This window comes from Nocardioides ginsengisoli (genome assembly GCF_039537225.1).
Classification (GTDB): domain Bacteria; phylum Actinomycetota; class Actinomycetes; order Propionibacteriales; family Nocardioidaceae; genus Nocardioides; species Nocardioides ginsengisoli.
The window spans coordinates 123,880-150,073 of the sequence record NZ_BAABAC010000025.1; the positions used below are offsets into that span (position 1 = coordinate 123,880).

Here is a 26,194-nt window from a genome sequence, read left to right on the forward strand (position 1 = left end):
GTGCCCAGCCCCGGCCATCCGCTCCGGAGGTGGTTCGGCCTCGGCTCTCATGAGCCTGTGGGTGAGACCTAAGCGATCACGTAGTTGTCGTATTCAGTTGTCGAACGCAGGGATGAGCGGTGAGCTCAGCCCTGGCGCTGCTTGTGGCGCGGGTTCTCGCAGATGACCATGACGCGGCCGTGGCGACGGATCACCTTGCACTTGTCACAGATCGGCTTCACGCTCGGGTTGACCTTCATGTCAGCCCTTTCTCTTCTAGTGGCGGGTGAGCACCCGGGCGGGGGTCCACGGGGGCGGAGCCCCCGTGTGTTGGCTCACTTGTAGCGGTAGACGATGCGGCCCCGCGAGAGGTCGTACGGCGAGAGCTCCACCACGACGCGGTCCTCGGGGAGGATCCGGATGTAGTGCTGACGCATCTTGCCGCTGATGTGGGCAAGGACCTTGTGGCCGTTGCTCAGCTCGACGCGGAACATGGCGTTGGGAAGGGCCTCCACGACGGAGCCCTCCATCTCGATGACGCCTTCTTTCTTCGCCATGTCTCACAATCTGCTCGGGGATGCTGTCTACCGGTGGTCCGGGAACCTCTCGGACCCCGCGGGGACCGAGTGGACCTCGTGGGCCGTGCACCACACACAGAACCCACGTTGGACCGACACGCCAGTCTAGCCAAGGGGCTTGACAAGTCCCAATCCGCGACGCCCGCCGCGGCCGGGGAGGGCCGGGCGCGGCTCAGGAGGCCAGGAGGGCGAGGGTGCGCTCCCGGGCGGACGACGTGCGCGGGTCGGCGCCGCGGAAGGCCCCGGCGACCGGGTTGACCATCACCTCGTCGACGCCGTACGACGCCGCGAGGCGCTCGAGGTCGGCCCGCGCGGTGCTCGGGTCGCCGATCACCCAGCGGCGGCGCATCGCCTCGACCAGGCTGTCGTGGGCCTCGGGCAGGCCGGCGTCGACGATCGTCTCGGCGTCCTCGACGCTGCGCTGCGCGACGAGCGGCTGCCCGGTGCGCAGGGCGAGCATCTGGAGCAGCTGCGGCAGCGCGAGCCGGTGCGCCTGCTCGGCGGTGGGCGCGACGACGGCGTTGACGGTGAGGAAGGTGCGCGGCGCGTCGAGCTCGGGCGAAGGCTGGAAGGTGGAGCGGTAGAGCTCGAGCGCCTCGGCGGTGCCGGAGCCGGAGAAGTGGTGCGCGAAGACGTAGGGCATGCCCTTCTCGGCGGCGAGGCGGGCTGAGTAGTCGGACGAGCCGAGCAGCCAGATCTGCGGGACCGAGAGCGCGGCCGGGGTCGCCTTGAGGACGTGCTGGCCGCCGCGCAGGGCCAGGCCGACGCCGGCGGGCTCCATCATGGCGAGCACGTTGTCGACGTACTCGGGGAAGTGGGTGACCGCCTCGTCGCTCACTCCCCCGGCGCCGTGGCGCAGCGCCCAGCTGGTGACCGGGTCGCTGCCCGGCGCGCGGCCGATGCCGAGGTCGATCCGGCCCGGGAACGCCGCCTCGAGCAGCGCGAACTGCTCCGCGACGACCAGCGGCGCGTGGTTGGGCAGCATGACGCCGCCGGAACCGACGCGGATCCGCTCGGTCGCCGAGGCGACCAGGCCGATCACGACGGGCGGGTTGGTGGCGGCGACGGCCGGCATGTTGTGGTGCTCGGCGACCCAGTACCGCCGGTAGCCGAGCCGGTCGGCGGCGCGGGCCAGGTCGAGGGTCGCGGCGAGCGCGTCACCCGTGGTCTGGTCGCTGCGGACGGGGACGAGGTCGAGGACGGAGAGCGCGAGAGACATCGTCGGTTCCAAGGCGCCCGCGGGCCCCGGCATTCCCGGGGCGCGACGCGAGCTGGCTCAGTCGGTGGCGCTGCGGCGGACCAGCAGCAGCCCGAGGCCGTACGCCGCGACGCACAGCACGCCCATCGCGAACAGGTCCATCAGGTAGTGGGCGCCGCCGCCGAGGGCGATCCAGTCCTCCTCGTCGGTGCCCGCCGTACGACGCAGCAGGTCCATCGCCGACGCCGAGCCCGCGTAGCCCCAGCGGGACGGCGAGAGCCAGGCGATCTGCTCCAGGATCGGCCGGCCGGCGACCTCGAGCAGCGCACCGGAGAGCACCAGCTGGAGCATCACGATGCCGACCAGGGCGGGCATGGTCTGCTCGGTGCTGGTGACGACGGCCGAGAGCGCCAGGCCGATGACGGCCATGGTGAACGACAGGCCGGCGATCGCCAGCGCCACCCGCAGGGTGCCGAGGGTGCCGTCGGCGCCGGGCAGCCCGACGGTGGCGATGAAGGTCACGACCAGGCCCTGCACGAAGGCCGCGACGCCGAGCACCAGCACCTTGCTGGTGAAGTAGACGCCGGGCGACAGGCCGACGGCGTACTCGCGTTGGAAGATCGGCCGCTCCCCCACCAGCTCCCGGATCGCCAGCGCGGTGCCCATCAGGCAGGCCGCGACGATGAGCACGGTGAGCCGCTGCTGCGCCTCCTTGGCCGAGTCGCCGTGGGCGAAGGCGGTGTCGAGCGAGAGGCCGCCGTCGCCGCCGACCAGGCGACTCAGGCCGCCGAGGATCAGCGGCAGCAGGATCAGCATCCCGAGCAGCAGCCGGTCGGAGAGGACGACGGCCAGGTTGCGCTTGACCAACGTGGAGAGCTGGCGCGAGACCGACTGGCGCGGCGGAGCGGGGACGGCGCCGCCGTACGACTGCTGGGCGATGGCGGAGGTGTCGACCGCATGCTGCGGGACCGGGATCCGCTGCCACAGGTCCGGGTCGTCGAGCAGGTCGAAGACCTCGGGGTAGTTGGTCTTGCCGAAGTGCGTGAGGACGCCGTCGGGCGGCCCGAAGTAGGCGATCCGGCCGCCGGGGGCGAGCACCAGCACGTTGTCGCAGACGTCGAGCGCGAGCACCGAGTGGGTGACCACCATGACCACGCGGCCGTCGTCGGCGAGGCTGCGCAGCTGGCGCATCACCTCGAGGTCGAGGCCCGGGTCGAGGCCGGAGGTCGGCTCGTCGAGGAAGAGCAGCGGCGGCGCGGTGAGCAGCTCGGTCGCGATCGAGACCCGCTTGCGCTGGCCGCCGGAGAGCTGGGTGCCGATCCGGTTGTCCATCCGCTCGACCAGCTGGAGCTGGTGGGCGACGTGGTTGACCCGGGCGTCCCACTCCTGGGCCGTGGTGTCGGGCGGCAGGCGGAGCTCGGCGGCGAAGCGCAGGCCCTGCTTGACCTTCAGCTGCGGGTGCAGGATGTCCTGCTGCGGCACCAGGCCGATCTGGAACCGGAGCTGGTCGTAGTGCTGGTAGAGGTCGTGGCCCTGCCAGATCACCCGGCCGTGACTGGCCGGCTTGAGCCCGGTCAGCGCGCCGAGCAGGGTCGACTTGCCGGCGCCGGACGGGCCGATGACGGCGGTGAGGCTGCGCGGGTCGAGCTTGAACGAGATGTTCTCGATCAGCCGCTTGCCGCCGGCGACGACCTGCGTCAGCCCGTCGGCGTACAGCGTGAACTCGTGGGCGGTCGCCGAGGCGATGAGCTGGTGGCCGTCCCAGCGGAAGGTCTGGTTGCCGAAGATGACCTCGGAGCCCACCGCCAGCTGGACGGCGCCGTCGACGCGCCGGCCGTTGACGAAGGTGCCGTTGAACGAGCCGAGGTCGTGCAGCACCGCCAGGGACGTGGGCGTCGGCGGGTCGAGCCGGGCGTGCCGGCGGCTGACCAGGGCGTCGTCGAGGACGATGTCGTTGCTGTGCTCGCGGCCGATGGTGAGCGACCGGCCGGCCTGGAGCTGCTGCGGCAGCACGATCGAGTGGCCGTGCGGCAGCTGCCCCGGCGGCAGCACGCCGACCGGGCGCCAGGCGTCGACCGGCCCGCCGGCGGCCGGCACCTGCGGGGGCGGCAGGTTGCGCCAGAACTCGCCGCCGGGCGACTGCACCGGCTGCATCGGCTGGGACTGCTGCTGCGACTGCGGGACCGGCCGGGACACTCCGGTCGGTGGCCCCGGCGGCATGCTCCCCGGCCCCGCGGCGACCGCGACGCTCACCACGACCGGCTCGCCGACCGGGCCACCCAGGTGGAGGCTGACCGGGGTCGGTCCGAGAACCAGCCGGGTGATCCGCTCACCGGCGACGAAGGTGCCATTGGTGCTCGCGTCGACGACGACCCAGCGGCCGTCCTCGATCTGGAGGAAGGCATGGTGCCGCGAGGCACGCGCGTCGCTGACGGGGACGTCGCAGTCGAGCTCGCGCCCGATCACGACCCGCGGACCGTCGAACGTCCGGGAGTGCCCGGCCCACTGCACCTGGAGTCGGTCCACGTCCGACACCCTAGGACATCGGGGCCGCCTGTTACCGCCAGTCGGGACCAGAGGTGTCGTCGACGTCGACGGCGTCGCGCGGCGCGACCGCGTGGTCGGGGACGTGGTCGTCGCTGCCCTCGCGCGAGGAGCGCCACAGGCTCGCGCTCGCCGTGACCACGAGCGTCACGATGATGACGCCCAGGCTGAACAGCGACGAGATGTCGGGCGCGCCGTGCACCGGGTGGCCGCCGTTGATGAACGGCAGCTCGTTCTCGTGCAGCGCGTGCAGGACCAGCTTGACGCCGATGAAGGCGAGGATGAACGCCAGGCCGAGCGAGAGGTAGACCAGCTTCTGCAGCAGCCCGCCGAGCAGGAAGTAGAGCTGGCGCAGGCCCATCAGCGCGAAGACGTTGGCGGTGAAGACGATGTACGGCTCCTGGGTGATGCCGAAGATCGCCGGGATCGAGTCGAGCGCGAACAGGATGTCGGTGACACCGAGCGCGATGATCACGATGAGGATGGGCGAGACGAAGCGGGTGCCGTTGTTCGAGTCGGTCGCTTCGCTCCCCTCGGGCTGCGCCACGACGTACCAGAGCTTGAGGCCGTGGTAGGCCTCCCCCACCCGCATCCGGCGGCGCGCGAAGGCGACGACCGCGTTGTCCTCGGGGTGCTCGTCGTCGTGGCTGCCGTAGGACGTGACCAGCTTGACGGCGGTGTAGACCAGGAAGGCGCCGAAGAGGTAGAAGACCCAGCTGAAGTTCTCGATCAGCGCGTAGCCGAGCGCGATGAAGATGCCGCGGAAGACGAGCGCCAGCACGATGCCGACGAGCAGCGCCTCCTGCTGGTACTTGCGGGGCACCTTGAGCGCCGACATCAAGATGATGAAGACGAAGAGGTTGTCGATCGACAGCGAGTACTCGGTCAGCCAGCCGGTGTAGAACTCGATGCCGAAGTCGTGGCCGTGGTGGATCAGGATGAACGCACCGAAGGCGAGCGCCGCGCCGACGTAGAAGGTGAGCGCGATCGCGCACTCCTTCATCGTGGGCTCGTGCGGGTCGCGCGCGATGACGAAGACGTCGAAGAGCAGTACGCCGACGGTCACCGCGATGGTGATCGTCCATTCCAGGGTGGTCACGTCCATGGACAGGTCCCCTTCCAGGGGTTTGAGCGTCGGTCAGATCGCCCGAGGTCTCTTCCGCTGCCGGCTCACACCGTCTTGCAGCCTACGGGACCGGAGTGACGGCGACGTCGACTCGTGATGACGATCCCGCAGCGAAGGAATACTCCCCCCTGGGACTTCGATCCTTGCACGCCCGGAAGGGCCGGGTCCAATCAGCCGCTCAGGGCAGGCCGGTGACCCGCGCCATGGTGGCGAGCTTGGCGCCCGTCTCACGGACCTCGGACGCCGGGTCGGAGCCTGCCACGATGCCCGCGCCGGCGAAGAGCCGCAGCCGCGGACCGTCCATCACGGCGGCGCGGATGGTGACCGCGAACTCGCCGTCGCCGCGGCCGTCGACCCAGCCGACGCAGCCGGCGAACCAGTCGCGCAGGTCGCCCTCGAGGTCGGCGATGACGGCGTTCGCCGCCGCCGTCGGCACCCCGCCCACGGCCGGCGTCGGGTGCAGCAGCTGGGCCAGGCGCAGCGCGCTCGGCCCGTCGATGCCGTCGGCGAGCCGGGCCCGGATCGGGGTGGCGAGGTGCCAGACGGTGTCGGTCGAGAGCAGCTCGGGGGTGGCGGGGTACTCGATCTCGACGCACACCTCCTTGAGCGCGTGCACGATCGCCTCGACGACGAAGGCGTGCTCGGCGAGGTCCTTGGCCGACTGGCGCAGGCCCTCCGCGCGGCGAGCGTCCTCGTCGGGGTCGCTCGAGCGCGGCACGGAGCCGGCGAGCGGGGTGCACGAGATCTGCAGGCCCTCGCGCCGCACCAGCAGCTCGGGGCTCGCGCCGACCAGGATCGGCTCGTCGCCCAGCGGCACGCTGAACACGTAGCGGCCCGGGCGGGTGGTCAGCAGCCGGTCGATGATCTCGGTCGGCACCAGCGGCGGCGTGCTCACGACGTCGAGGCAGCGGCCCAGCACCACCTTGTGCAGGTGGCCGCTCGCGATCTTGGCGAGCGCGGCCTCGACCATGCCGGCGTACTCGTCGGGGGTGGGGAACTCGGTGACCTGGTAGGTCCGCTCGACGCTCGCGTCGGTCTCGGGCCGCTGCAGAGCGTGCTCGGACCCGGTCACGACGTGGGCCAGGCCGGGCGCGCCGGCGGCGAAGGACAGCGCGCACATCGCCCGCTCCCCCGGCTCGAGCTCGGCCACGACCTCGTCGGCCCACACCGGGTCGGCGCCGTCGGGCGTGTGCCAGGTGCGGCGTACCGCGCTCGCCACGTAGGCCTCCTCGCCGGAGGCGAAGAGCAGGGGCCGCGCCGCGAGCGCAGCCGGCGTGATCGGGTCCCTGGCCATGGACATCAGCCTAGTGCTCGCCCCAGGGGCAGGAGTGCCGCACCCGGGCCGGTCATCGCGAGCGACCCGCTCGGCCCTCCAGCTCAGTCGTCGCCGCCGTAGGGGACGCCGAGGGCCTCGAGCTGCGCGCGGCCGCCGTCCTCGGCGGTCAGCACCCACACGCCCGCATCGGTCAGGGCGAAGGTGTGCTCGTAGTGCGCGGCCCAGCTGCCGTCGGAGGTGACGACGGTCCACTCGTCGGCGGCGACGTCGGTGTCGGGGCTGCCGAGGGTGATCATCGGCTCGACGGCGAGCGCGATGCCGCGCTTGAGCCGCGGGCCGCGCCCGGGCCGGCCCTCGTTGGGGACGTCGGGCTCCATGTGCATCGAGGTGCCGATGCCGTGGCCGGTGTAGCCGTCGACGATGCCGTAGTCGCCGGCGGCGCGGACGTGGCTCTCGACCGCGTGGGAGATGTCGCCCACGCGGCCGCCGATGCGGGCGGCGGCCAGGCCGCGCCACAGCGACTCCTCGGTCACGCGCATCAGCTCGGCGACGTCGGGGCGGACCTCGCCGATCGCGACGGTGATCGCCGCGTCGCCGTGCCAGCCGTCGACGATGGCGCCGCAGTCGATGGAGATGACGTCGCCCTCGGCGAGCACCTGGGCGCCGGGGACGCCGTGCACGACCTGGTCGTTGACCGAGGCGCAGATGCTCGCCGGGAAGGGCGGCACGCCGTAGCCGAGGAAGGACGGGACGCCGCCCTGCTCACGGATGCTCTGCTCGGCGAGCCGGTCGAGCTCGCCGGTGCTGATCCCGGGCCGGCAGGCGGCGCGCAGGCTCGCGAGCGTGCGCGCCACCACCAGGCCGGCCACGCGCATCGCGCGGACCTGCTCAGGGCTCTTGATCTCGATCCGGTGCTGGTGGAACAAGCTCAGGAGATTCAGCTCTGGGGGACGACGTCGAGCGCCTCGAAGATCCGCTGCTGGACGTCGGCAATCTCGCCCATGCCGTCGACCTCGACGACCAGGTTGCGCGCGGCGTAGACCTCGATCAGCGGCTCGGTCTCCTCGGCGTAGACCTCGAGGCGGCGTCGGATGACGTCCTCGGTGTCGTCGGCGCGACCGTCGATCTCGGCCCGCTTGAGCAGGCGCTCGACCACGGCCTCCTGGTCGACGGTGAGCACCAGGACCGCGTCGATGCGGTGACCGGTGGCGTCGACCATGGCGTCGAGCTCGGTGACCTGGGCCAGCGTGCGCGGGTAGCCGTCGAGCAGGAAGCCCTTCTCGGCGTCCGACTCGGCGATCCGGCTGCGCACCATGTTGTTGGTGACCTCGTCGGGGACGTACTCGCCGGCGTCCATGTACTTCTTGGCCTCGATGCCCAGCGGCGTGCCGCCGCTGACATTGGCCCGGAAGATGTCGCCGGTCGAGATCGCCGGAACACTGAAGTGGTCGGCGACGGCCTTCGCCTGGGTGCCCTTGCCGGCGCCCGGCGGGCCCATGATCAGAAGCCTCAACGCAGGAATCCTTCGTAGTTGCGCTGCTGGAGCTGGCTCTCGATCTGCTTCACCGTGTCGAGCGCGACGCCCACCATGATCAGGATGGAGGTGCCGCCGAACGGGAAGTTCGTGTCGGCGTTGATCAGCACGAACGCGATGAGCGGAACGAGCGAGATCAGCGCAAGGTAGAGAGCGCCCGGCAGCGTGATGCGGGACAGGACGTAGGACAGGTAGTCCTGGGTCGGCTTGCCCGCCCGGATCCCGGGGATGAAGCCGCCGTACTTCTTCATGTTGTCGGACACCTCTTGCGGGTTGAAGGTGATCGACACGTAGAAGTAGGTGAAGAAGATGATGAGCAGCACGTAGGCCGCCATGTGCACCGGGTGGCGCTGGTTGACCAGGTACTCGTTGAGCCAGTTGATGACCTGGTTGGGCTTGTCGGAGTTCTGGTTGAACTGGACAGCCATCGCCGGCAGGTAGAGCAGCGAGCTGGCGAAGATGACCGGGATGATGCCGGCCTGGTTGACCTTGAGCGGGATGTACGTCGAGCTGCCGCCGAACATCTTGCGCCCGACCATGCGGCGCGCGTACTGCACCGGGATCCGGCGCTGTGCCTGCTCGATGAAGATGACCGCGGCGACCAGGACCATGCCGATCACGATGACCAGCGCGAAGGTCCACCAGCCCTGGGTGATCTTGACCCGCCACAGCGACGCCGGGAAGGTCGCCACCACCTGGGTGAAGATCAGGATCGACATGCCGTTGCCGACACCGCGCTCGGTGATGAGCTCACCGAGCCACATGATGACGGCTGTGCCGGCGGTCATGGTGACGACCATGACCAGGAAGGTCTCGGTGCCGTTGCTGTGCAGCAGGTCGCGATCACAGCCCTGCAACAGGTTCCGGGTGCGCGCGAGCGCGACGATGCCGGTGGCCTGGAGGACGGCGAGGCCGAGCGTCAGGTAACGGGTGTACTGGGTGATCTTGGTCTGACCCGACTGGCCCTCCTGCTTGAGGGCCTCGAGCCGCGGGATCACCACGACCAGCAGCTGCAGGATGATGCTCGCGGTGATGTACGGCATGATGCCGAGCGCGAAGATCGTCAGCTGCAGCAGGGCGCCGCCGGAGAAGAGGTTGACCAGGCTGTAGAGACTCGCGTTGGAGCCCTTCTGCGCCTCGCCGATGCAGAACTGGACGTTGGAGACGTTGACACCGGGGGCGGGGATCTGCGAGCCGGCCCGGAAGATCACGATGATCACCAGGACGAACAGCAGCTTGCGCCGCAGGTCCGGGGTCCGGAAGGCGTTCACGAACGCGCTGAGCACTCGGGTCCTCTTTCTACTCCTGGCTGCCGCTCACACGGGGGCTTCGCCCCCGTGGACCCCCACTGGGGTCAGCCGGTAATCGATCGGTCGACCTGGCGGCCGCGGGAAGCCTAACAGGCAGGGTGTTGCATCCGTGCTGCGACGGGGGCGATATGCGCGAGGGGCGCGGTGATCTGGACCATGCCAGAACACCGCGCCCCTCGCTCGCGCCTCACAGGACCGTGATGGTCCCGCCGGCGCTCTCGATCTTCTCCTTGGCCGAGGCCGAGAACGCGTCCGCGCTCACCGCGACCTTGACCGTGAGGTCACCCGTGCCGAGCACCTTGACCGGGTGGCCCTTGCGGACCGCGCCCTTGGCGATCAGCGTCTCCGGGGTGACGTCGCCACCCTCGGGGTACAGCGCGCTGATCTTGTCGAGGTTGACGACCTGGAAGGTCACCTTGAACGGGTTCTTGAAGCCCTTGAGCTTCGGGAGCCGCATGTGCAGCGGCATCTGGCCACCCTCGAACGCGACCGGGACCTGGTAGCGGGCCTTGGTGCCCTTCGTACCACGACCGGCGGTCTTGCCCTTGGAGCCCTCACCACGACCCACGCGGGTCTTGGCGGTCTTCGCACCCGGCGCGGGGCGCAGGTGGTGCAGCTTGAGCGTCATTGTCACTCGCCTCCGACGACCTCGAACGTCACCAGGTGACGAACGGTGTGGACCATGCCCCGGATCTCGGGACGGTCCTCCTTGATCACGACGTCGCCGATCCGCTTGAGACCGAGGCTGCGCAGCGTCTCGCGCTGGTTGGCCTTGGCGCCGATCTTCGACTTGGTCTGCTGAACCTTCAGCTGTGCCATCAGACGGTCACCGCCTCGGACGCAGCCGACTTGGCGGCGGCCGCAGCGGCCTCGCCCTCGGCCTTGGCCTTCAGCAGCGCCGCCGGAGCGACGTGCTCGACCGGCAGACCACGACGCGCGGCCACCGACTCGGGCTGCTCCAGCATCCGGAGCGCCTCGACGGTCGCGTGCACGATGTTGATCTGGTTCGACGAGCCCAGCGACTTGCTGAGGACGTCGTGGATGCCGGCGCACTCCAGGACGGCGCGCACCGGACCACCGGCGATGACACCGGTACCGGGGGCGGCGGGGCGCAGGAACACCACGCCGGCCGCCTTCTCACCCTGGACCGGGTGCGGGATCGTGCCCTGGACGCGGGGAACGCGGAAGAAGTTCTTCTTCGCCTCCTCGACGCCCTTGGCGATCGCCGCGGGAACTTCCTTGGCCTTGCCGTAGCCGACGCCGACCAGACCGTCGCCGTCGCCCACGATCACGAGGGCGGTGAAGCTGAAGCGACGACCACCCTTCACGACCTTGGCGACGCGGTTGATCGCGACGACGCGCTCGACGTACTGGTTCTTGTCGGCACCGCCACGGCCGCCGTCACGGCCACCACGGCCGCCACGGTCGCCGCCCGAACGCTGTCCGCGCTGGGGTCCGCTCATGATGTCTCCTCAGTCCTGTTCGCGGTCAGAAGGTCAGGCCGCCCTCGCGGGCGCCATCTGCCAGGGCCGCGATGCGACCGTGATACTTGTTGCCGGCCCGGTCGAAGACGACCGTCTCCACACCCTGCGCCTTGGCGCGGGCGGCGACGAGCTCGCCGACCTTCTTGGCCTTGGCGCTCTTGTCGCCGTCGAAGGCGCGCAGGTCGCCCTCGAGGGTCGAGGCGGAGGCCAGGGTCTTGCCGACCAGGTCGTCGACGACCTGCGCGGTGATGTGCTTGCTCGACCGGGTGACCACCAGGCGCGGACGCGCGGCGGTGCCGGAGATCTTCTTGCGACCGCGGATCTGGCGGCGCAGCTTGGAGCTGGCGCGAGCCGAGAGGTTCCGCTGGTGCTTGAGGGTGATCGCCATGGTCACTTACCAGCCTTTCCGACCTTGCGACGGACGTGCTCGCCGGAGTACCGGACGCCCTTGCCCTTGTACGGCTCGGGCTTGCGGAGCTTGCGGATGTTGGCGGCGACCTCGCCGACCAGCTGCTTGTCGATGCCGACGACGCCCAGCTTGGTCGGGCCGTCCACCGTGAAGGTGATGCCCTCGGGAGCGTCGAAGATGATCGGGTGCGAGTAGCCGAGCTGGAACTCCAGCTGGGTCGGGCCCTTGGACAGGACGCGGTAGCCGACGCCCACGATCTCGAGCTTCTTCTCGTAGCCCTCGGTGACACCGACGACCATGTTGTTGATGAGCGTGCGGCTCAGGCCGTGGTAGGCCTTCGAGAGCCGCTCGTCGTCGGGGCGCTTGACCTCGAGGACGCCCTCGCCCTGCTCGACGGTGATCGGAGCGACGACGGTGTGGGTCAGGGTGCCCTTGGGGCCCTTCACCGTGACGTCGGCGCCGTTGATCTGAACGTCGACGCCCGCGGGGACCGGGACGGGGAGCTTGCCGATGCGCGACATGTTCTTCTCTCTCCTTCCCTTGTCACCAGACGTAGGCGAGGACTTCCCCACCCACGCCCTTCTGGTTGGCCTGGCGGTCGGTCAGCAGACCCTGGCTGGTCGAGATGATCGCGATGCCGAGGCCGCCGAGGACCTTGGGCAGACCGGTGTGCTTGGCGTACACGCGCAGACCGGGCTTGCTGATGCGGCGGACGCCGGCCAGCGAGCGCTCGCGGTTGCGGCCGTACTTGAGAGTGACGGTCAGCAGCTTGCCGACGCCGTTCTCGTTGTCGGAGACCGCGTAGGAGGTGATGTAGCCCTCCTGCTTGAGGATCTCCGCGACGCCTTCCTTGAGCTTGCTGTACGGCATGATCACCGCGTCGTGGTACGCCTGGTTGGCGTTGCGCAGACGCGTGAGCATGTCTGCGATCGGGTCAGTCATCGTCATGATGTGTGTTCTTTCTCGAAGTGGTTTCGCGCCGCACGACGGCGGAGCGACCTTCTACGGGTTGGGGTTACCAGCTCGACTTGGTGACGCCGGGCAGCTCACCGCGGTGGGCCATCTCCCGCAGGCAGATCCGGCACAGGCCGAACTTGCGGTAGACGGACTTGGGGCGGCCGCAGCGCTGGCAGCGGGTGTAGCCGCGCACCGCGAACTTGGGCTTGCGAGCGGCCTTGACCTTGAGCGCAGTCTTCGCCATGTCAGTTCTCCTTGAACGGGAAGCCGAGCTGCTTCAGCAGCGCGCGCCCCTGCTCGTCGTTGGTCGCCGTGGTGACGATGGTGATGTCCATGCCCCGCTGGCGGTCGACCTTGTCCTGGTCGATCTCGTGGAACATGACCTGCTCGGTCAGACCGAAGGTGTAGTTGCCGCGGCCGTCGAACTGCTTGGGCGAGAGGCCCCGGAAGTCACGGATACGGGGAAGCGCGAGCGACAGCAGCCGGTCGAGGAACTCCCACATGCGGTCGCCGCGCAGCGTGACGTGCGTGCCGATCGGCATGCCCTCACGCAGCTTGAACTGCGCGATCGACTTGCGGGCCTTGGTCACGGCCGGCTTCTGGCCGGTGATCGCGGTCAGGTCGCGGACGGCACCCTCGATCAGCTTCGAGTCGCGGGCAGCCTCGCCGACGCCCATGTTGACCACGATCTTCACCAGACCGGGGACCTGCATGACGTTGGCGATCTCGAACTCGTTCTTGAGCGCCGGGAGGATCTCCTCGCGGTACTTGGTCTTGAGTCGAGGGGTGACCTTCTCGATGGTGGACTCGGTCATCCTCAGATCTCCTTCCCGGTCTTGCGGGAGATGCGCACGCTGCGCGTCGAGCTGTACTCGGAGCCGTCGGGGCGCCGCTTGGTGACGTCGACTCGCTTGTAGCCGACCTTGGTCACGCCGTCGCCCTCGACCAGCATCACGTTGGACACGTGGATCGGGGCCTCGGTGGTGATGATGCCGCCGGTGTTGCCCGCACGCCCACCCTGGTCGACGACCTTGGTGTGCTTCTTGATGCGGTTGACACCCTCGACGATCACGCGCTCCTCCTCACGGAGGACCTTGATGATCTTGCCCTCGGCGCCCTTGTCCTTGCCGGCGATGACCTTGACGGTGTCGCCCTTCTTGACGCGCAGGTTGGGCTTCTTACGCTCCTGCTCGGACTTCTTGCGGGTAGCCATCACAGCACCTCCGGCGCGAGCGAGATGATCTTCATGAACTTCTTCTCCCGCAGCTCACGGCCGACGGGGCCGAAGATGCGGGTACCACGGGGCTCGCCGTCGTTCTTGAGGATCACCGCGGCGTTCTCGTCGAAGCGGATGTACGAGCCGTCGGGACGACGCCGCTCCTTGACGGTGCGCACGACGACCGCCTTGACGACGTCACCCTTCTTGACGTTGCCGCCGGGGATGGCGTCCTTGACGGTGGCGACGATGACGTCGCCGATGCCGGCGTAGCGACGACCGGAGCCGCCGAGCACCCGGATGCAAAGGATCTCCTTGGCACCGGTGTTGTCGGCGACCTTGAGTCGCGACTCCTGCTGAATCATCGATTTCTCCTGGTTGTCGTGCCGGTTCTCAGACCTTCACCCCGGTGAGGGGCGGCCTGAGCCTGGCCGAACGGGAATTACTTGGCGCGCTCGAGGATCTCCACCACGCGCCAGCGCTTGGTGGCAGACAGCGGGCGGGTCTCCATGATGAGGACGCGGTCACCGACGCCGCACTCGTTCTGCTCGTCGTGGGCCTTGAGCCGCGTGTTGCGACGCATGACCTTGCCGTACAGAGCGTGCTTGACACGGTCCTCGACGGACACGACCACGGTCTTGTCCATCTTGTCGCTGACCACGAGACCCTCGCGGGTCTTGCGGGCGTTGCGCTGAGTGGTCTCGGCAGACTCGCTCATCAGTTCTCCTCCTCGGTACCCGGGGCGGTCCGGATGCCGAGCTCGCGCTCACGCACCACGGTGTAGATCCGGGCGATGTCCTTCTTGACCGTGCGGAGCCGACCGTGGCTCTCCAGCTGGCCGGTGGCCGCCTGGAAGCGCAGGTTGAACAGCTCCTCCTTGGCCTCGCGCAGCTTGGCCTCGAGGTCGACAGCGTTGAGCTCGTCCAGCTCGTGGGCGCGGATGACGTTCGCCATCAGAACTCACCAGCCTCTCGCGTGATGAATCGGGCCTTCATGGGCAGCTTGTGGATCGCGCGGCGCATCGCCTCGCGGGCGATGTCCTCCGGCACTCCGGAAAGCTCGAACATGACACGGCCGGGCTTGACGTTGGCGACCCACCACTCGGGGGAACCCTTACCGGAACCCATGCGGGTCTCGGCGGGCTTCTTGGTGAGGGGGCGGTCCGGGTAGATGTTGATCCAGACCTTTCCGCCACGCTTGATGTGGCGGGTCATCGCGATACGAGCGGACTCGATCTGACGGTTGGTGACGTACGCACCCTCGACCGCCTGGATACCGAAGTCACCGAACGCGAGCGACGTACCGCCCTTGGCAGCACCCGAACGCTTCGGGTGGTGCTGCTTGCGGTGCTTGACGCGACGCGGCATCAACATGGGTCAGGACTCCGTTCCGGTGGTCGGCTCGGCGGCCGGCGCAGCCTCGACGGCCTCCGCCGAGGCGGGGGCGTCGGCGTTGCGGTCCGAGCGGTTCGGGCGGTCGCCGCGCGACCCACGGGTCGGACGGTCGCCACCACGGGTGGGGCGGCCACCGCGGCCGGGGACACCGGCGCGGGCAGCGGCCTGGGCCTGGCGCTCGGCACGGGTGCCGGCGACCTCACCCTTGTAGATCCAGACCTTCACGCCGATGCGGCCGAAGGTCGTACGGGCCTCGTAGAAGCCGTAGTCGATGTCGGCACGCAGCGTGTGCAGCGGAACGCGGCCCTCGCGGTAGAACTCGGTGCGCGACATCTCGGCGCCGTTGAGGCGGCCCGAGCACTGGATCCGGATGCCCTTGGCACCGGAACGCATCGAGGTCTGCATGGCCTTGCGCATCGCGCGGCGGAACTGCACGCGGCCCGACAGCTGCTCGGCGACACCCTGGGCGACCAGCTGCGCGTCGATCTCGGGGTTCTTGACCTCGAGGATGTTCAGCTGGACCTGCTTGCCGGTGAGCTTCTCGAGCTCGCCACGGATCCGGTCGGCCTCGGCGCCACGGCGACCGATGACGATGCCCGGACGCGCGGTGTGGATGTCGACGCGGACCCGGTCACGGGTGCGCTCGATCTCGACCTTGGCGATGCCGGCCCGCTCCATGCCCTTGCTGAGCAGCTTGCGGATCGCGACGTCCTCGCCGACGTAGGCCTTGTACAGCTTGTCGGCGTACCAACGCGACTTGTGGTCGGTGGAGATGCCGAGGCGGAAGCCGTTCGGGTTGATCTTCTGACCCATTACTTCTTGCCCTTCTTCGCGACGACCTCAGCCGGCTGGACCGCGATGGTGATGTGGCTCGTGCGCTTGTTGATCCGGGTGGCCCGGCCCTGCGCACGGGGACGCCAGCGCTTCATCGTCGGACCCTCGTCGACCCGCGCCACGGACACGACCAGGTCACCGGTGGCGAGGCCCTCGGTGGTCGTGGCGTTGGCGACGGCGCTCTGCAGCACCTTGTGGATCGTGACGGCCGCCGCCTGCGGGGCGAACTGCAGCAGCGTCAGCGCCTCGTCCGCGGGCAGGCCGCGAACCAGGTCGATGACGCGGCGCGCCTTCATCGGGGTGATCCGCACGAAGCGGGCGGTCGCGAACGCGCCGGGCTCGTCGCCCAGCAGCGACTCGCGGCGCGCGCTGACGCGGTTGCGCTCAGTGGTGCTCATCGACGACGTCCCTTCCGGTCTTCCTTGACGTGGCCGCGGTAGGTGCGCGTCGGCGCGAACTCACCGAGCTTGTGGCCGACCATCGAGTCGGACACGAAGACCGGGACGTGCTTGCGACCGTCGTGGACCGCGATCGTGTGGCCGATCATCGAGGGGATGATCATGGACCGGCGCGACCAGGTCTTGATGACGTTGTGGGTGCCCTTGTCGTTCTCGGCGTCGACCTTCTTGAGAAGGTGGCCGTCGACGAAGGGGCCCTTCTTCAGGCTGCGAGGCATCTCTCAGTTCCTTCAGCGCTTGTTCTTGCCGGACTTGCGGCGTCGGATGATCTGGGAGTCGCTGGCCTTGCGCTTGCGCGTACGGCCCTCGGGCTTGCCCCACGGCGACACGGGGTGACGTCCACCGGACGTCTTGCCCTCACCACCACCGTGCGGGTGGTCGACCGGGTTCATGACGACACCACGGACGGTCGGGCGCTTGCCCTTCCAGCGCATGCGGCCGGCCTTGCCCCAGTTGATGTTCGACTGCTCGGCGTTGCCCACCTCGCCGACGGTGGCGCGGCAGCGCACGTCGACGTAGCGCATCTCGCCCGAGGGCAGACGCAGCGTGGCGCGGGAGCCCTCACGGGCGACCAGCTGCGCGCTGTTGCCGGCCGAGCGGGCCAGCTTGGCGCCGCCACCGGGACGAAGCTCCACGCAGTGGATCGTCGTACCGACGGGGATGTTGCGCAGCGGCAGGTTGTTGCCCGGCTTGATGTCAGCGCCCACGCCCGACTCGACCCGCATGCCCTGCGTCAGGTCCTTCGGCGCCACGATGTAGCGCTTCTCGCCGTCGGCGTAGTGCAGCAGCGCGATGCGCGCGGTGCGGTTGGGGTCGTACTCGATGTGCGCGACCTTGGCCGGCACGCCGTCCTTGTCGTAGCGACGGAAGTCGATGATGCGGTAGGCCCGCTTGTGACCGCCACCGTGGTGCCGGGTGGTGATCCGACCCTGGTTGTTGCGGCCGCCCTTCTTGGGCAGCGGACGGGTCAGCGACTTCTCCGGCGTGGTGCGGGTGATCTCGGCGAAGTCGGCCACCGAGGAGCCACGACGGCCCGGGGTGGTCGGCTTGTACTTACGGATAGCCATGTCAGATTCCTCTACCTAGCCCGGTCAGGAGACCGGACCTCCGAAGATGTCGATGCGGTGACCCTCGGCCAGGCTCACGATGGCGCGCTTGGTGTCCTTGCGCTTGCCGATGCCGTGCTTGGTCCGGCGGACCTTGCCCGGGCGGTTGAGGGTGTTGACCGAGGTGACCTTGACGCCGAAGACCTTCTCGACCGCGATCTTGATCTCGGTCTTGTTGGCGTCGGGCGCCACAAGGAACGTGTACTTGTTGTTGTCGAGAAGGCTGTAGCTCTTCTCCGACACCACGGGCGCGATCAGGACGTCGCGGTGGTCCTTGTGCAGGGTGCTCATCAGTTCTTCTCCTCCTCGGCGTTGCCACCGACGAGGCGGTCGAACGCGGCCTTGCTGAACACCACGTCGTCGCTCACGAGGACGTCGCGGGTGTTGAGCTGGTCGACCGCCACGATGTGGACCTCGGGCGCGTTGCGCAGCGAGAGCCAGGTGAGGCTGTCGGCACGCTCGAGCACGACGAGGAACTTGCGGCGGGTGGTCAGCTCGAAGAGCGAGGCGAGCGCGGCCTTGGTCGACGGCTTGTCGCCGGAGACGAGCCCCTCGACGACGTGGATCCGCTCGTTGCGCGCCCGGTCGGACAGGGCGCCACGCAGGGCGGCGGCCTTCATCTTCTTGGGGGTGCGCTGGCTGTAGTCACGCGGCTGCGGGCCGTGGACGACGCCACCGCCGGCGAACTGCGGCGCACGGGTCGAGCCCTGGCGAGCCCGGCCGGTGCCCTTCTGCTTGTACGGCTTCTTGCCACCACCGCGGACCTCGCCGCGACGCTTGGTCGCGTGGGTGCCCTGGCGCGCGGCCGCCTGCTGGGCGACGACGACCTGGTGGATCAGCGGGACGTTGACCTCGACGTCGAAGATCTCGGCGGGCAAGTTGACAGAGATCACGGAAACGGTCTTGGCAGCATCATTCATCGGTGATCAGCCCTTCTTCGCAGCCGTGCGGAGAACGACGAGGCCGCCGCGGGGGCCGGGAACGGCGCCCTTGATCAGCACGATGCCCTTCTCGACGTCCACGGCGTGGACGGTGACGTTCTGGGTGGTGACGGTGTCGGTACCCATCCGGCCGGCCATCCGCAGACCCTTGAACACGCGACCGGGGGTGGCGCACGCGCCGATCGAGCCCGGCTTGCGGTGGTTGCGGTGGGCACCGTGGGAGGCGCTCACGCCGGCGAAGCCGTGACGCTTCATGACACCGGCGAAGCCCTTGCCCTTGCTGGTGCCGGTGACGTCGATGACCGTGCCGGCCTCGAACGTGTCGACGGGCAGCTCCTGGCCGACGGTGTACTCGGCGGCGTCCGCGGTGCGGATCTCCACCACGTGGCGGCGCGGGGTCGTGCCGGCCTTGGCGAAGTGACCCGCCTGCGGCTTGTTGACCTTGCGGCCCTCGATCTCGCCGTAGCCGATCTGGATGGCGTTGTAGCCGTCCGGCTCGGGCTGGCGGACCTGGGTGACCACGTTGGTGGTCGCGGCGACCACGGTCACCGGGATCACGCGGTTGTTCTCGTCCCACAGCTGGGTCATGCCGAGCTTGGTGCCCAGCAGGCCCTTGACGTTGCGCTCAATAGTCATGTCTCGAACCTCAGAGCTTGATCTCGATGTCGACACCGGCCGGCAGGTCGAGACGCATGAGGCTGTCGACCGTCTTCGGCGTGGGGTCGATGATGTCGATGAGACGCTTGTGCGTGCGCATCTCGAAGTGCTCGCGCGAGTCCTTGTACTTGTGCGGCGAGCGAATGACACAGAAGACGTTCTTCTCGGTCGGCAGCGGCACCGGGCCGGCGACCTTCGCACCCGTGCGGGTGACCGTGTCCACGATCTTGCGCGCCGAGGTGTCGATCACCTCGTGGTCATAGGCCTTGAGCCTGATGCGGATCTTCTGTCCCGCCATAGGTCTCTCTCGTCCTTACTCGTCGTACGACTCTGGGTCCTTCAGCTCCGACCCCCGAGGTCGGGCGTGTCGCTCTGTCTTGCAGGCGCACACGTCTCCCAGGAGGGGAAGCGGAGCTGTTGTTCTTGGCTTCCTCGTGTCTCACCCCCGGGCCCCTCTGGGAGGGATCCGGTGGCGCGCGGTGCGATCTACGTCGACTACCGAGCACGCTCGCCGCGGCTGGATCGGCCCTCGAAGTGCAGGGACTCGATCGCTCCGCAGGGGAGACACGATTCAGTAGTCAAGATGTAGCCGCACCCCGACGACCAGCCGAGGCAACCGGAACATCTTGGCAGAGTTCCGGCAGCCATCCAAATCGGTATCGACGTTTCTTCGTCGGACCCGGATGCAAGGATGACGGGCATGACCGACGGGCCCGCCCACCCCTTCCCCCCGCCGGGCGCACCCGTGCCCGACGAGCCCGTCCGCACGCCCTACGACGGCGCTCCCCCGCCGCCCTCGGCGCCGCCCGCGACGCCGTACCCGGCGCCGGGCTACGCCCCCTATCCGAGTGCTCCGGGGCCCCGCCCGGGGATGTTCCTCGGCGCGGCCCACAAGCCGGGCGCGCTGCCGTTGCGCCCGCTCACCCTCGGCGCGATGTACGACGGCGCCTTCCGCATCATCCGCTTCAACCCGAAGGCCACCGTCGGCGCCGCCTTCCTGGTGACCGGCCTGGCGATGCTGCTGCCGATCGTCGTGACGGCCGTCCTCACGTTCACCGTCGGGCTGACCTACGACACCTCGGGCGAGCTCGGCAGCGACGTCAGCACGTCCGACGCGCTGGCCCTGCTGGCGGCCTACGGCTCGCTGCTCGTGTCGATCCTTCTCGCCCAGCTCGGCGTGGTGTTCGTGACGGGGATGATCGCCCACGTCACGCGCGCGGCGGCGGTCGGCCGGCGGCTGGGGCTCGGCGAGGCGTGGGCTGCGACGCGGGGCAAGCGCTGGCGGCTGCTCGGGCTGAGCGTGCTGCTCAACGTGGGCTTCCTCCTGCTCCTGTCCATCTACGGGTGCGTGTCGGTGGTCGTCGTCGTCGTGTTCAACAGCGTCGCCCCGATCGTGCTGTGGTTCGTGTTCACCCTGCCGGCGCTCCTCGCCCTGTGCTGCTGGCTGTGGATCCGCGTCTACTACCTCCCCGTGCCGGCCCTGATGCTCGAGCCGATCGGCCTCTTCGCCGCCATCGGGCGCGGCTGGAGCCTGACCAGCCGGCAGTTCTGGCGGACCTTCGGCATCGGGCTGCTGACCGTGATCGCGGCCGGCTTCGCCGGCAACCTCATCTCGGCCCCGATCAGCGTGATCGGCAATGTCGGCATCGCGCTCGCCCCCGCGTACGGCGCGCTCCTGCTCGTGCTCACCCAGGCGCTCGCACTGCTGGTGCAGACCGCGTTCGTCACGCCCTTCCAGGCCACCGTCGCGTCGGTCCAGTACGTCGACCTCCGGATGCGCAAGGAGGCCTTCGACGTGGAGCTGATGCGTGAGGCGGGGATCATCCCGTCGTGATCCTCCCGGCCCTGGTGACCGTTCTCGGGACCCGCCTCGATCCCCCGCTCGATCCGAGCGGCGACGAGGCGCGCGCCCAGCTGCGCCGTGAGCTGGCCCGCCCGGAGTATCACGACACCGACCTCGTCGACCGGCTGCTGCGCTGGCTCGAGCGGCTGGTCAGCGACACCGTCGACGCCACGACCGGCTCCTCCCCGCTGACCGCGCTGGCCGCGACCGTCGTCGTGATCGGCATCCTGGTCGGGGTCGGCCTGCTGGTCAGCCGGGCCCGGGTGACCGCCCACGGCGCCGCGGCGGCCCGCCCGGCTCTCGACGGCGAGCGGATCTCGGCCGACCAGCTGCGCGCCCGCGCCGAGGCCGCGCTGACCGCGGGCGACGCGTCCGCCGCCCTGGTCGACGCCTTCCGCGCGACCGCCGTACGCCAGATCGAGCGCGACCGGATCGACGACCTCCCCCAGGCCACCGCCCACGAGCTCGCGACCGCGCTGGTCGCGGTCTTCCCCGAGCAGCGGGCCGCGGTGCTACACGGGGCCGACCTCTTCGACGAGGTCCTCTACGGCGAGCGGCCGGCCACCCGCGAGCAGGCGTCCGAGCTGCTCCGCCTCGACGACACGCTGGCCGGGCGGGTGCGCCGGTGAGCGCCGACGTCGGCGCGACGGCCACGCCTGACCCCGCCGCCCCGCCCGCCAAGGGCCGGCCGCGGCGGCGGCTGCTCGTCGCCGGCGCGGTGCTGCTCGCCGTGGTCGTCGCGATCTGGGCCTCGCGCGGCGCCGAGCGGCACGGCGGATTCGCCGACCCCCAGAATCCCACCCCCGACGGCGCCCAGGCGCTCGCCCAGGTCCTCGGCGACGACGGCGTCGACGTCACCATCGTCCGCTCGGCGGCCGACCTCGACGACACCGAGCTCGGGGCCGATGCGACGGTCGTCGTCACCGACACCGACCTGCTCGCGCCGAGCACGCTCGAGCGGCTGCGGGGCCGGGCCGACGGAGCGCGGATCGTGCTGGTCGAGCCGTCGTACGCGGTGGCGCGCACCATCGAGTCCGACGTCCAGACGCTGCCGGAGAAGCCCCAGGGCGCGCCGGTCGACTGCCCTGGGCTGCCCGAGCTCGACGGGCTGCGGCTCGAGGTCGACTCCGCGACGTCCTACGACGGACGGATCTGCCACACCGTCGACGACGCGCTGGTGCTCTTCGGCGCCGGCCAGGCGCTGACCAACGACCAGATCACCCGCGCCGACAATGCGGCAGTGGCGCTACGGCTGCTCGGGCACGACCGCCGCCTGGTCTGGTACGTCCCCGATCCCGCCGACGCGACGTCCGGCGACGCGGTCACGCTGGGCTCGCTGCTACCGGCGTGGATCCAGCCGGGCCTGTGGCTCCTCGGGTTCGCGCTGGTCGCGCTGCTGCTGTGGCGCGCGCGGCGGCTCGGTCCGCTGAGCGTCGAGCCGCTGCCCGTCGTGGTCCGCGCCGTCGAGACGGCCCGCAGCCGCGGCCGGATGTATCGCCGCAGCGGCGACCGCGGCCACGCCGCGCGGGCGTTGCGCCGCGCCGCCCGCGACGACCTGGCGGGCGTGCTCGGCCTCGACCGCACCGCGCCGACACCGGCCGTCGTCGAGGCGACCGCGCGCCAGCTCGGCGCCCCCGTCGAGAGCGTCGCCGCGCTGCTCGACGACGACCGCATGCCCCCGGCGAACGACCAGGAGCTGGTCCGGCTCGCCCAGGACCTGGCCCGACTGAGGAGAGAGGTACGACGCGCATGACCCAGACCATCCACTCCGGCTACCCCGGAGCCGGGGACTACGCGGTGCGCGAGCGGCTGCTCGCCGTACGACAGGAGGTGGCGAAGGCCGTCGTCGGCCAGGACGCCGCCGTCTCCGGCCTGCTCGTCGCGCTGCTGTGCGGCGGGCACGTGCTGATGGAGGGCGTGCCCGGGACGGCGAAGACGCTGCTCGTCCGCACCCTCGCGGCGAGCCTGAGCGTGCAGACCCGGCGGGTGCAGTTCACCCCCGACCTGATGCCCGGCGACATCACCGGCTCGCTGGTCATCGACTCCTCCGCGGGCGAGCTCAGCTTCCGCGAGGGGCCGATCTTCACCAACCTGCTGCTCGCCGACGAGATCAACCGGACGCCCCCGAAGACGCAGTCCGCGCTGCTGGAGGCGATGGAGGAGGGCCAGGTCTCGGCCGACGGCGTCACCCGCCCGCTGCCGCGGCCCTTCCTCGTCGCGGCCACCCAGAACCCGGTGGAGTTCGAGGGCACCTATCCCCTGCCGGAGGCGCAGCTCGACCGGTTCCTGCTCAAGGTGGTGCTGCCGGTGCCGCCGCGCGCCGACGAGGTCACCATCCTGACCCGCCACGCCGAGGGCTTCGACCCGCGCGACGTCGCGGGCGCGGGCGTGACCGCCGTGGCCGGAGCCGACGACCTGGAGGCCGGGCAGGCCGCCGTCCGACGCGTCCAGGTGTCGCCCGAGGTCGCCGGCTATATCGTCGACATCGCCCGCGCGACCCGGCAGTCGCCGTCCCTCTCGCTGGGCGTCAGCCCCCGCGGCGCGACCGCGCTGCTGCGCGCCGCCCGCGCGTGGGCGTGGCTGTCCGGCCGCGACTTCGTGACCCCCGACGACGTCAAGGCGCTCGCCCAGGCGACGCTCGCGCACCGCCTCGGTGTCCGGCCGGAGGCCGAGCTCGAGGGCGTCGACGTCGCGCAGGTGCTCGCGTCGGCCATCGGCTCCGTTCCGGTGCCGCGCTGACCGGCGCACCCCGATGGTGATCTCCGGGCGCGTGCCGCTGCTGCTCCTGCTGGGGGTGGCGGCGGTCGTGCTGCGCCCGTCGGCCGGGACGCTGCTGCTGTGGGTGCTGGTCGTGCTCGTGCTCGTGGTCGTCGACGTGCTGCTCACCCCTGCTCCGACGCGCGTCTCGCTGACCCGGCGCGGGCCGGGGACGGTGCGGCTCGGCGACCCGTCGTCGTCCGGCCTCGTCGTCGCCAACGGCGGGTCGCGGACGGTTCGGTTGCAGGTGCGCGACGCCTGGCAGCCGTCGGCCGGGGCGTCCTCGAACCGCTGGCGCATCCGGCTCGCGCCGGGCGACCAGCGCCGCCTCACCACTCCCCTGCTGCCGCGACGCCGTGGCGACCTGCGCGCGGCCGGCGTGACCGTCCGCTCGTGGGGGCCGCTGGGGCTGGCCGGCCGCCAGCGGACCTTCGCCGTACCCGGCACGGTGCGGGCGCTGCCGCCGTTCGAGTCGCGCAAGCACCTGCCCTCGCGGCTGGCGCGGCTGCGTGAGCTCGACGGGCGCGCCGCCGTACGGGTGCGGGGGCAGGGGACGGAGTTCGACTCGCTGCGGGAGTACGTCCGGGGCGACGACGTCCGCTCGATCGACTGGCGGGCCTCGGCGCGGACGCCGCACGTCGTCGTCCGCACGTGGCAGCCGGAGCGCGACCGCCGCGTCGTCCTGCTCCTCGACACCTCACGGACCTCGGCCGGCCGCGTCTCCCGCTCCGCCGACGAGCCCGACACCGACGGCGAGCCGCGCCTCGACGCCGCCATGGACGCCGCCCTCCTGCTCGGCGCGCTGGCCTCGCGCGCAGGTGACCGGATCGACTTCGTCGCGGGCGACCGGCAGGTGCGGGCGCGGCAGCGGCTGCACGGCGTACGGGATGTGGCGGCGCGGCTGCAGGAGCAGATGGCCGACCTCGACCCCGTGCTCGCCGAGGCCGACTGGGACCTGCTCGCGGGGGCGGTCCAGGGCTTCGGGCGGCAGCGGGCGCTCGTCGTCCTGCTGACGGCGCTGGAGCCCTCCGCCATCGCCGACGGCCTCCTCCCCGTCCTGCCTGCGCTGACCCGCCACCACCGCGTCGTCCTCGCATCCGTGCGCGACCCCGAGCTCACCCGCCTGGCCGAGGCGGTCGCGGCCGGCGACGAGGCGCCGACCGCCGACACGGTCTACGACGCCGCGGCCGCGGCGCAGGAGCTTCACCGGCGCGCGCGGATGCGGGACGTGCTGGTGCGGCTGGGCGTCGACGTGGTCGACGCGGACGCGGCGCGGCTGGCGCCGGCGCTGGCCGACCACTATCTGGCGTTGAAGGCGCAGGGTCTGCTGTAGCAGGCGGCGCGGCGGATCGGCGGGGATCCGATGAACCTGCTTCGTGCGATCCCCGCCGATGACGACGTGACAGGTGCCGCCGCCGGAGTCGTGTGCCTGAGAACCCGCCCACAGGCGTTCTCAGGCACACGACTCCGCGCAAGCAGCGGGCGGCGGCGCAAGCAGCGGGCGGCCGCCCCACCGGCCCCGCCGACCAGCCCGCCCGACCAGCCCACCCGACCAGCCCACCCGACCAGCCCAGCTCACGCCTGCGTCGCGACCCGGTCCTCCAGCAGCGCCGCCGAGATGTCCCCCGTCGCACCGCGCGACGCCGCCGCCCGACCGACCACGAAGACATAGGCGAGGAAGACCAGCTCGGCGACCACGCCGATCCCGATCCGCGCCCAGGTCGGCAGCGGCGAGGGGGTCACGAACGCCTCGATGATGCCGCTGATCAGCAGGCAGACGGCGAGGCCGAGAGCGACGGTGACCGCGGTGCGGCCGGCGCGGGCGATGGAGGCGGCGCGGGTGAGCTCGCCGGGCTCGACCCACGACCAGAACAGGCGCAGGCCGACGCCGCCGGCGACGAAGACGCAGGTGAGCTCGAGGAGTCCGTGCGGGAGGATCAGTCCCCAGAACAGGTCTCCGCGGTCGTGGCGCATCATGATCGAGCCGATGATCGCGAGGTTGGCGATGTTCTGGAACAGCAGCCACAGGATCGGCAGGCCGAGGATGCCGAGGGCGATGCAGAGCGCGCTCACCCAGGCGTTGTTGATCCAGACGTGGGTGGCGAAGGCGCCGGCCGCGTTCTCGCTGTAGTAGCTCGCGAAGTCGTTGTTGACGAGCTGGTCGATCTCCGCCGGCGAGAGCAGGCTCTGCTCGACCCGGGGATGCGCGGACAGCCACCACATCATCAGGCCGGTCACGAGGACGTTGCCGGCCACGCACCCCAGCCACCACCACCGCAGCCGGTAGAGCGCGGCGGGGAACTGCTCGGTGAAGAAGTGGCCGACGCCCCGCCAGCTCGGCACGCGTACGGCGAGCATGGCGATCCGCGCGCGGCCGAGGAGGGACGACAGGTGGGCGACGAGCTCGCCGTCCGGCGCCGACGTCCGGACGACGGACAGGTGGGTGGCGACCTGCTGGTAGCGGTCGACCAGCTCGTCGGCCTCCGCACCGGTACGGCGCCGCATGCGCAGCAGCTCCTCGAGCCGGACCCACGACCCGGCGTGGGCCGCGACATAGGCATCGAGATCGATCCGCGGCACGGGCACAGGGTAC

Annotated in this window: 35 protein-coding genes and 1 pseudogene; 5 read left to right on the forward strand and 31 right to left on the reverse strand. The window is 70.4% G+C overall.

Annotated features, from left to right (window positions below; genetic code table 11):
* Positions 1-125: 125 nt before the first annotated feature.
* The 30 genes and pseudogenes from rpmJ to rpsJ form a co-directional block, all read right to left on the reverse strand.
* On the reverse strand, positions 126-239 hold the full coding sequence (rpmJ, locus tag AB4880_RS15405) for a 50S ribosomal protein L36 (protein ID WP_004008316.1): 114 nt from the start codon (positions 237-239) through the stop codon (positions 126-128).
* A gap of 75 nt (positions 240-314) precedes the next feature.
* Positions 315-536, reverse strand: coding sequence for a translation initiation factor IF-1 (gene infA / locus AB4880_RS15410; RefSeq protein ID WP_028656368.1), 222 nt, complete (start codon positions 534-536; stop codon positions 315-317).
* Between the two features lie 193 nt (positions 537-729).
* A complete protein-coding gene (locus AB4880_RS15415; RefSeq protein ID WP_367920101.1) occupies positions 730-1,776 on the reverse strand; it encodes an LLM class flavin-dependent oxidoreductase in 1,047 nt (348 codons plus the stop codon).
* 57 nt (positions 1,777-1,833) lie between these two features.
* Positions 1,834-4,281 (reverse strand): FHA domain-containing protein, encoded by a 2,448-nt coding sequence (locus AB4880_RS15420; protein ID WP_367920102.1) that lies wholly within the window; start codon positions 4,279-4,281, stop codon positions 1,834-1,836.
* A gap of 31 nt (positions 4,282-4,312) precedes the next feature.
* Complete coding sequence (locus tag AB4880_RS15425) at positions 4,313-5,404, reverse strand: TerC family protein (RefSeq protein ID WP_367920103.1); 1,092 nt, start codon at positions 5,402-5,404, stop codon at positions 4,313-4,315.
* Positions 5,405-5,603: 199 nt separating this feature from the next.
* Positions 5,604-6,719: an isochorismate synthase gene (locus tag AB4880_RS15430; protein WP_367920104.1), complete on the reverse strand. Its 1,116-nt coding sequence runs from the start codon at positions 6,717-6,719 to the stop codon at positions 5,604-5,606.
* 83 nt (positions 6,720-6,802) lie between these two features.
* A complete protein-coding gene (gene map, locus AB4880_RS15435) occupies positions 6,803-7,627 on the reverse strand; it encodes a type I methionyl aminopeptidase (RefSeq protein ID WP_367920105.1) in 825 nt (274 codons plus the stop codon).
* Positions 7,628-7,638: 11 nt separating this feature from the next.
* Positions 7,639-8,214, reverse strand: coding sequence for an adenylate kinase (locus AB4880_RS15440; RefSeq protein WP_367920106.1), 576 nt, complete (start codon positions 8,212-8,214; stop codon positions 7,639-7,641).
* Positions 8,211-9,521 (reverse strand): preprotein translocase subunit SecY, encoded by a 1,311-nt coding sequence (gene secY / locus AB4880_RS15445; RefSeq protein WP_367920107.1) that lies wholly within the window; start codon positions 9,519-9,521, stop codon positions 8,211-8,213. The genes AB4880_RS15440 and secY overlap by 4 nt, the downstream gene beginning before the upstream one ends.
* A 211-nt stretch (positions 9,522-9,732) precedes the next feature.
* A complete protein-coding gene (gene rplO / locus AB4880_RS15450; RefSeq protein WP_367920108.1) occupies positions 9,733-10,173 on the reverse strand; it encodes a 50S ribosomal protein L15 in 441 nt (146 codons plus the stop codon).
* 2 nt (positions 10,174-10,175) lie between these two features.
* On the reverse strand, positions 10,176-10,364 hold the full coding sequence (rpmD, locus tag AB4880_RS15455; protein WP_367920109.1) for a 50S ribosomal protein L30: 189 nt from the start codon (positions 10,362-10,364) through the stop codon (positions 10,176-10,178).
* Entirely contained in the window at positions 10,364-11,008 is a 645-nt protein-coding gene (gene rpsE, locus AB4880_RS15460; protein ID WP_367920110.1) for a 30S ribosomal protein S5, read from the reverse strand. The genes rpmD and rpsE overlap by 1 nt, the downstream gene beginning before the upstream one ends.
* A gap of 25 nt (positions 11,009-11,033) precedes the next feature.
* The gene (gene rplR, locus AB4880_RS15465; RefSeq protein ID WP_367920111.1) at positions 11,034-11,417 is read right to left on the reverse strand and encodes a 50S ribosomal protein L18; all 384 of its coding nucleotides are present in this window, start codon (positions 11,415-11,417) and stop codon (positions 11,034-11,036) included.
* A 2-nt stretch (positions 11,418-11,419) separates the two neighbouring features.
* Complete coding sequence (gene rplF / locus AB4880_RS15470; protein ID WP_367920112.1) at positions 11,420-11,959, reverse strand: 50S ribosomal protein L6; 540 nt, start codon at positions 11,957-11,959, stop codon at positions 11,420-11,422.
* A gap of 22 nt (positions 11,960-11,981) precedes the next feature.
* A complete protein-coding gene (gene rpsH, locus AB4880_RS15475) occupies positions 11,982-12,386 on the reverse strand; it encodes a 30S ribosomal protein S8 (RefSeq protein WP_367920113.1) in 405 nt (134 codons plus the stop codon).
* Between the two features lie 67 nt (positions 12,387-12,453).
* Positions 12,454-12,639 carry a type Z 30S ribosomal protein S14 gene (locus tag AB4880_RS15480; RefSeq protein WP_056151931.1) on the reverse strand — a complete coding sequence of 62 codons (186 nt, stop codon included), beginning with the start codon at positions 12,637-12,639 and terminating at the stop codon, positions 12,454-12,456.
* Between the two features lies 1 nt (position 12,640).
* A complete protein-coding gene (rplE, locus tag AB4880_RS15485; RefSeq protein ID WP_367920114.1) occupies positions 12,641-13,210 on the reverse strand; it encodes a 50S ribosomal protein L5 in 570 nt (189 codons plus the stop codon).
* Positions 13,211-13,212: 2 nt separating this feature from the next.
* A complete protein-coding gene (rplX, locus tag AB4880_RS15490; protein ID WP_367920115.1) occupies positions 13,213-13,608 on the reverse strand; it encodes a 50S ribosomal protein L24 in 396 nt (131 codons plus the stop codon).
* On the reverse strand, positions 13,608-13,976 hold the full coding sequence (rplN, locus tag AB4880_RS15495; RefSeq protein WP_011757324.1) for a 50S ribosomal protein L14: 369 nt from the start codon (positions 13,974-13,976) through the stop codon (positions 13,608-13,610). The genes rplX and rplN overlap by 1 nt, the downstream gene beginning before the upstream one ends.
* 77 nt (positions 13,977-14,053) lie before the next feature.
* On the reverse strand, positions 14,054-14,329 hold the full coding sequence (gene rpsQ / locus AB4880_RS15500; RefSeq protein WP_367920116.1) for a 30S ribosomal protein S17: 276 nt from the start codon (positions 14,327-14,329) through the stop codon (positions 14,054-14,056).
* Positions 14,329-14,565 (reverse strand): 50S ribosomal protein L29, encoded by a 237-nt coding sequence (rpmC, locus tag AB4880_RS15505; protein WP_367920117.1) that lies wholly within the window; start codon positions 14,563-14,565, stop codon positions 14,329-14,331. The genes rpsQ and rpmC overlap by 1 nt, the downstream gene beginning before the upstream one ends.
* Entirely contained in the window at positions 14,565-14,984 is a 420-nt protein-coding gene (rplP, locus tag AB4880_RS15510; RefSeq protein WP_367920118.1) for a 50S ribosomal protein L16, read from the reverse strand. Before rplP ends, rpmC begins: the two co-directional genes overlap by 1 nt.
* A 3-nt stretch (positions 14,985-14,987) precedes the next feature.
* A complete protein-coding gene (rpsC, locus tag AB4880_RS15515; RefSeq protein ID WP_367920119.1) occupies positions 14,988-15,818 on the reverse strand; it encodes a 30S ribosomal protein S3 in 831 nt (276 codons plus the stop codon).
* Entirely contained in the window at positions 15,818-16,237 is a 420-nt protein-coding gene (gene rplV / locus AB4880_RS15520) for a 50S ribosomal protein L22 (RefSeq protein ID WP_367920120.1), read from the reverse strand. Before rplV ends, rpsC begins: the two co-directional genes overlap by 1 nt.
* Complete coding sequence (rpsS, locus tag AB4880_RS15525; RefSeq protein WP_367920121.1) at positions 16,234-16,515, reverse strand: 30S ribosomal protein S19; 282 nt, start codon at positions 16,513-16,515, stop codon at positions 16,234-16,236. The genes rplV and rpsS overlap by 4 nt, the downstream gene beginning before the upstream one ends.
* A 12-nt stretch (positions 16,516-16,527) precedes the next feature.
* Positions 16,528-17,364: a 50S ribosomal protein L2 gene (gene rplB, locus AB4880_RS15530; RefSeq protein ID WP_367920122.1), complete on the reverse strand. Its 837-nt coding sequence runs from the start codon at positions 17,362-17,364 to the stop codon at positions 16,528-16,530.
* Between the two features lie 24 nt (positions 17,365-17,388).
* The gene (rplW, locus tag AB4880_RS15535) at positions 17,389-17,694 is read right to left on the reverse strand and encodes a 50S ribosomal protein L23 (protein WP_367920123.1); all 306 of its coding nucleotides are present in this window, start codon (positions 17,692-17,694) and stop codon (positions 17,389-17,391) included.
* A gap of 17 nt (positions 17,695-17,711) precedes the next feature.
* Positions 17,712-18,323, reverse strand: a pseudogene (gene rplD, locus AB4880_RS15540) (50S ribosomal protein L4); the annotation flags it as partial.
* Between the two features lie 6 nt (positions 18,324-18,329).
* The gene (rplC, locus tag AB4880_RS15545; RefSeq protein ID WP_367920125.1) at positions 18,330-18,980 is read right to left on the reverse strand and encodes a 50S ribosomal protein L3; all 651 of its coding nucleotides are present in this window, start codon (positions 18,978-18,980) and stop codon (positions 18,330-18,332) included.
* Between the two features lie 10 nt (positions 18,981-18,990).
* Positions 18,991-19,299 carry a 30S ribosomal protein S10 gene (gene rpsJ, locus AB4880_RS15550; protein ID WP_007078637.1) on the reverse strand — a complete coding sequence of 103 codons (309 nt, stop codon included), beginning with the start codon at positions 19,297-19,299 and terminating at the stop codon, positions 18,991-18,993.
* Between the two features lie 402 nt (positions 19,300-19,701).
* Between rpsJ and AB4880_RS15555 the strand changes: the two genes are divergently transcribed.
* Genes AB4880_RS15555 through AB4880_RS15575 form a run of 5 tightly spaced genes read left to right on the forward strand, consistent with a single transcriptional unit; the run spans position 19,702 to position 24,934 of the window.
* On the forward strand, positions 19,702-20,835 hold the full coding sequence (locus tag AB4880_RS15555) for a hypothetical protein (protein ID WP_367920126.1): 1,134 nt from the start codon (positions 19,702-19,704) through the stop codon (positions 20,833-20,835).
* Positions 20,832-21,473 carry a DUF4129 domain-containing protein gene (locus AB4880_RS15560; RefSeq protein ID WP_367920127.1) on the forward strand — a complete coding sequence of 214 codons (642 nt, stop codon included), beginning with the start codon at positions 20,832-20,834 and terminating at the stop codon, positions 21,471-21,473. Before AB4880_RS15555 ends, AB4880_RS15560 begins: the two co-directional genes overlap by 4 nt.
* Positions 21,470-22,597: a DUF4350 domain-containing protein gene (locus tag AB4880_RS15565; RefSeq protein ID WP_367920128.1), complete on the forward strand. Its 1,128-nt coding sequence runs from the start codon at positions 21,470-21,472 to the stop codon at positions 22,595-22,597. The genes AB4880_RS15560 and AB4880_RS15565 overlap by 4 nt, the downstream gene beginning before the upstream one ends.
* Complete coding sequence (locus AB4880_RS15570) at positions 22,594-23,583, forward strand: AAA family ATPase (RefSeq protein ID WP_367920129.1); 990 nt, start codon at positions 22,594-22,596, stop codon at positions 23,581-23,583. The genes AB4880_RS15565 and AB4880_RS15570 overlap by 4 nt, the downstream gene beginning before the upstream one ends.
* Before the next feature lie 13 nt (positions 23,584-23,596).
* Positions 23,597-24,934: a DUF58 domain-containing protein gene (locus AB4880_RS15575; RefSeq protein ID WP_367920130.1), complete on the forward strand. Its 1,338-nt coding sequence runs from the start codon at positions 23,597-23,599 to the stop codon at positions 24,932-24,934.
* Between the two features lie 242 nt (positions 24,935-25,176).
* Here the strand turns inward: AB4880_RS15575 and AB4880_RS15580 are convergent, their stop codons facing one another.
* Positions 25,177-26,181 carry a stage II sporulation protein M gene (locus AB4880_RS15580; protein ID WP_367920131.1) on the reverse strand — a complete coding sequence of 335 codons (1,005 nt, stop codon included), beginning with the start codon at positions 26,179-26,181 and terminating at the stop codon, positions 25,177-25,179.
* Positions 26,182-26,194 lie beyond the last annotated feature (13 nt).